The organism is Nonlabens antarcticus (genome assembly GCF_015356755.1).
Lineage (GTDB): Bacteria > Bacteroidota > Bacteroidia > Flavobacteriales > Flavobacteriaceae > Nonlabens > Nonlabens antarcticus.
This window is the reverse complement of sequence record NZ_JADFCO010000049.1, coordinates 1-436: the sequence shown is the minus strand read 5'-3', so window position 1 is coordinate 436 and position 436 is coordinate 1. Positions and strand designations below refer to the sequence as shown.

Here is a 436-nt window from a genome sequence, read left to right as displayed (position 1 = left end):
GGAGATGGGTTTGCCCAGTTGGGTGAGACGATCAGTTACAGTTTTACGGTGACCAATACGGGAGCCACTACGTTGGGCAACATAACGATTAGTGACCCATTGTTGGTAGCACCGAACGGTAGTTTAGTAGGTGGTCCAATCGCCACACTTCCCCCAGGTCCAAGTGGAGTAGACAGTACTACGTTTACGGGAACCTACACGATCCAGCAGTCTGACATAGATGCGGGGACGGTAAGGAACCAAGCGTTGGCTACGGGAAGTTCCCCAGATGGTGAGGATGTAACGGATACCTCTGATGATCCAAACAACCCTGCAGATGAAGATCCGGATGGTGATGGCGACCCAGATGATCCGACCGATACGACGCTTCCTGACGATAGTGATATCTCCTTATTGAAGGAGTCTGTCTTCAACGATGAGAACGGAGATGGGTTTG

1 protein-coding gene is annotated in these 436 nt (G+C 51.1%); it reads left to right on the top strand.

Annotated elements, in window-relative coordinates:
* On the top strand, window positions 1-436 hold a 436-nt coding region (locus tag IQ282_RS00185; RefSeq protein WP_194849931.1), incomplete at both ends, for a DUF7507 domain-containing protein.